Raw genomic sequence first — 3,567 nt, 5'->3', positions numbered from 1 at the left:
CTGTGCGGAGATGCCGGGCCGCCCCTGCCTCCGCCACGGGCCCGCTTGCCCGGCGGCCGGGCCCGTGCCCGCCCGGGACCCGCGGGCCCTGCCAGAGGCGGGAGGGGCCCTAGGTGCGGAAGGGGCCCGTCACCTCGTAGGTGATGCCGCCGGAGGAACTGCCGCTGGTGCCGCGCTGGCTGGAGAAGTACAGCCGCCGCCCGTCCGGGGAGAACGCCGGGCCGCAGATCTCCGAGGACGACTGGCCCTGGATGCGCAGGAACGGGGACACGACGTCCTGCGGAGTGATGACGCAGATCTCCATGTTGCCGCCGTCCTCGGCGACGTAGAGGTCACCGGAGGAGGTGCCGGTGATGTTGTCCACACCGGTCAGCGGGGCCGAGCCGGACACCAGGCTGTCGTCGTAGGCCAGCTGGTAGGTGTTGCTCACCACGTCCAGCCGCCACACCCGGTTGTCGCCCTTGGTGGTGAACCAGACCTTGCCGTCCGCGTAGTGGCAGCCCTCGCCGCCGTTGAACCGCTTGGCGCCCGACACCTGGTCACGGGTGGGCGTGGCACCGGAGGGGTCGGGCACGTTCGCCCAGCTGAACGAACCCGAGGTGGCCGAACCGGCCCGCAGCACCTGGAGCCGCCCGGAGGCCAGGCTGCCCCAACTGGTCGGCACGAAGCGGTAGAGGCAGCCGTTGGAGACGTCCTCGGTCAGGTAGAACACGCGGCGGACCGGGTCGGCCGCGGCGGCCTCGTGCTTGAAGCGGCCCATGGCGTCCCGCCGCACCGCCGCGTTGACGCCCCGGGGATCGGTCTCGTAGACGTAGCCCCGGTCCACCTCCTCGCAGGACAGCCAGGTGTTCCACGGTGTCGCCCCGCCCGCGCAGTTCTGCCGGGTGCCGGACAGGATCCGGTAGGCGGAGGTGATCGATCCGGACGAGTTGAAGCGCACCGCGCTCGCGCCGCCGCCCGGGTTGATCTCCGAGTTGGACACGTAGATCCAGCCGCCGCCGTCGGGGAAGCAGGCGCCGCCGTCGGGTGCGCGGTGCCAGGTGTAGGACGTGCCCGCGACCTGCTGGCCCGATCGGGCGATCACCCGGCTGGTGAAGCCCGCCGGGAGCTGGATGCCGTTGCTGTTCGCCGCGCCGAGCGGCCCGTACGGGCCCGTGCCCGGCTGCGCGGGGGCGGCGTAGGCGGCGCCGCGCATCAGGGTGCCACCGAAGGCCGCAGCCGAGCCACCGGCCACCGCTCCGCGCAGAAAGGTACGACGTTCCACGGTTACCTCACCGAAGTCGTCCGACGCCGCGGCCGGCCGGCTGCGGATGGAAGCGCTTCCGGAAGGTAGGCCCGCGACGTGGCCGGACCGGCAACGGACAATGAACCGGCCGTGCCCATCGCGGGCACGGCCGGTTCATCACGGGGGATCCCGAGGGGGAGCCTTCGTCGGTCAGGTCCTCAGATCGAGACGCCGTTCGACCGGAGGTAGGCCAGCGGGTCGATGTCGGAACCGTAGGACGGGCCGGTGCGGACCTCGAAGTGCAGGTGCGGGCCGGTGCTGTTGCCGGTGGAACCGGCCAGGCCGATCTGCTGCCCGCCGCCGACGCTCTGTCCCGCGCGCACGGACAGCGAGGACAGGTGGGCGTACTGGCTGTAGCGGCCGTCGGAGTGCTTGATGACGACCTCGTTGCCGTACGCGCCGCCCCAGCCGGCGGAGACCACGGTGCCGGAGGTGACGGCCTTGATCGGGGTGCCGGTGCTGACGGAGAAGTCCACACCGGTGTGGTAACCGCTGGACCAGCTGCCACCGGAGGCCCGGTAGGCGGTGCTGGGCGACGCGGCGACCGGCGAGGCGTAGCCGGTGCTGCTGGCGGGCTTCGCCTGCGGCTGCGGAGCCTTCTTCTGCTCGACCTTCGGAGCCGGCGCGGGCTTCTCGGCCTTCGGCTTCTCGACCTTCGGCTTCTCGGCCTTGGGCTGCGCCGGCTTCGGCTCGGCCTTGGGCTGCTCGGCCTTGGGCTGGGCGGCCTTCGGCTGCTGAGCCTGGCCACCGGACTGCTGAGCGTGGCCGCCGCCGTCGACGTCCAGCCGCTGACCGGGGAAGATCAGGTTCGGGTTGCCGCCGACCGTCTCGCGGTTGTCCTCGTACACGGTCTGCCAGCCGCCGGAGACGTTCTTGGCGGTGGCGATCTTGTGCAGGGTGTCACCGCTGACCACGGTGTAGGAGGCGCTGCCGCTGCTGGGCTTCGGCGCTGCCTTCGGTGCGGCCTTCGGGGCCGGAGCGGACTGCTGCTTCGGCTCCTGCGCCTTGGGCTGCTCCCGCTCGGCCTTCTGCTTGGGCGCGGCCTGCTTGGCGGGCGCGGCCTGGCCGTCGGGGTTGATGTCGGGGGCGCCGCTGTCCTTGCTCAGCCCGGCACGGGGGCCGCAGACCGGCCAGGCGCCCGGGCCCTGCATGTCGAGCAGCTTCTCGGCGGCGGCTATCTGCTGGTCCTTGGTGGCGAGGTCCGCCCGGGGGGCGTACTGGGTGCCGCCGGCCGCGACCCAGCTGGACTGCTGGAACTGCAGTCCGCCGTAGAAGCCGTTGCCGGTGTTGATCGACCAGTTGCCGGTGCTCTCGCACTCGGCGACCTTGTCCCACACGGAGACGGGGGCGGCGTTCGCGGTGCCCGCGCCGACCAGCGGCACGGCGACTCCGGCGCCGCCGGCGGTGAGGGCCAGCGAGACGCGGGTGACCTGACGGGAAATCAGCGGGTTACGCGGACGACGGTGGCGACCACGAGACATAGGTGTGTCCTCTCCTACGCCTACGAGGTGAGCTGTCGGATTCGGACAGGAGATGCCCGGCCATTTCCCACCGCACACGGTGCAATCGCTCCGTGCGGTGAGGCGTGGCTTCACCCCAAGCCGCGCCGCCCGGTATGGACGACTCGGCGCTTACCTGGTTCCCCCGCTCCTGCCGTATGGAACTTGAGTTTCCCCCGGCCGGTGGCAGGATTCGGCGTTCCCGGCTGAGGGACCTCCGCATGAGATGCAGTGGCGGAGGAACCGTAGACACAACGATTTGGCCGACACAAGCGGCGTGCGTGCTCCCGCCCTTCGCGCCCGGCGTGACCACCGGTTATTCACCACGTTATGCGGTGGATCTTCCTCTGAGAGTGAACCCGAAGACCTAGCATGTCCACTTAAAGACCCTGCTGAGCAGGGCAATTGACGCGCCGGTGAATTAAACCCTCGGCGGTGCAATTGCACCGGTCGGCCATGCTGTGACTCCGGTCACCCGGATCGGGTGACACGCCTTTATATCGTCCCAATAGGGACCTCTTGTGTCTGACGTCGCGTCACGTCACATGTCACGCCGGGTCTTGGTGCCTGTAAAGAATGTCCGCTTTGGTGCTTGAAGCCCGGAGTGTCGCTTGGCGAACTGTCCGGTTCGCCCGTGTCCGCACCTGTGTGCCCCCGTTGGGTGGCCGGTCGGCGCCGGACGCCGCGCACGGTCACCGGTGCCGCTGGGCGGCGGTCCCGGGAGCCGCCCGGCAAGGCCGCCCCCCACTCCCCGGCCGGCTCTCCCACGGCCGCGGAGCAGTG

Annotated in this window: 2 protein-coding genes and 1 riboswitch; both genes read right to left on the bottom strand. The window is 70.8% G+C overall.

Annotation, left to right across the window (positions count from 1 at the left end):
• Window positions 1-109: 109 nt before the first annotated feature.
• Window positions 110-1,264 (bottom strand): alkaline phosphatase PhoX, encoded by a 1,155-nt coding sequence (locus tag ACYVE9_RS19240; protein ID WP_461029126.1) that lies wholly within the window; start codon window positions 1,262-1,264, stop codon window positions 110-112.
• Window positions 1,265-1,443: 179 nt separating this feature from the next.
• Window positions 1,444-2,766 (bottom strand): transglycosylase family protein, encoded by a 1,323-nt coding sequence (locus ACYVE9_RS19235; protein ID WP_461029125.1) that lies wholly within the window; start codon window positions 2,764-2,766, stop codon window positions 1,444-1,446.
• Between the two features lie 2 nt (window positions 2,767-2,768).
• A riboswitch (cyclic di-AMP (ydaO/yuaA leader) is annotated at window positions 2,769-2,993 on the bottom strand.
• Window positions 2,994-3,567: the final 574 nt, after the last annotated feature.

This window comes from Streptomyces sparsus (assembly GCF_054776295.1).
The sequence above is the reverse complement of the archived record's forward strand: the minus strand, read 5'-3'. Positions and strand labels throughout refer to the sequence as shown.

Bases quoted from the DNA above. Each gene is read 5' to 3' on its own strand.
- ACYVE9_RS19235 (WP_461029125.1), bottom strand. From the start codon at position 2,766: ATGTCTCGTGGTCGCCACCGTCGTCCGCGTAACCCGCTGATTTCCCGT.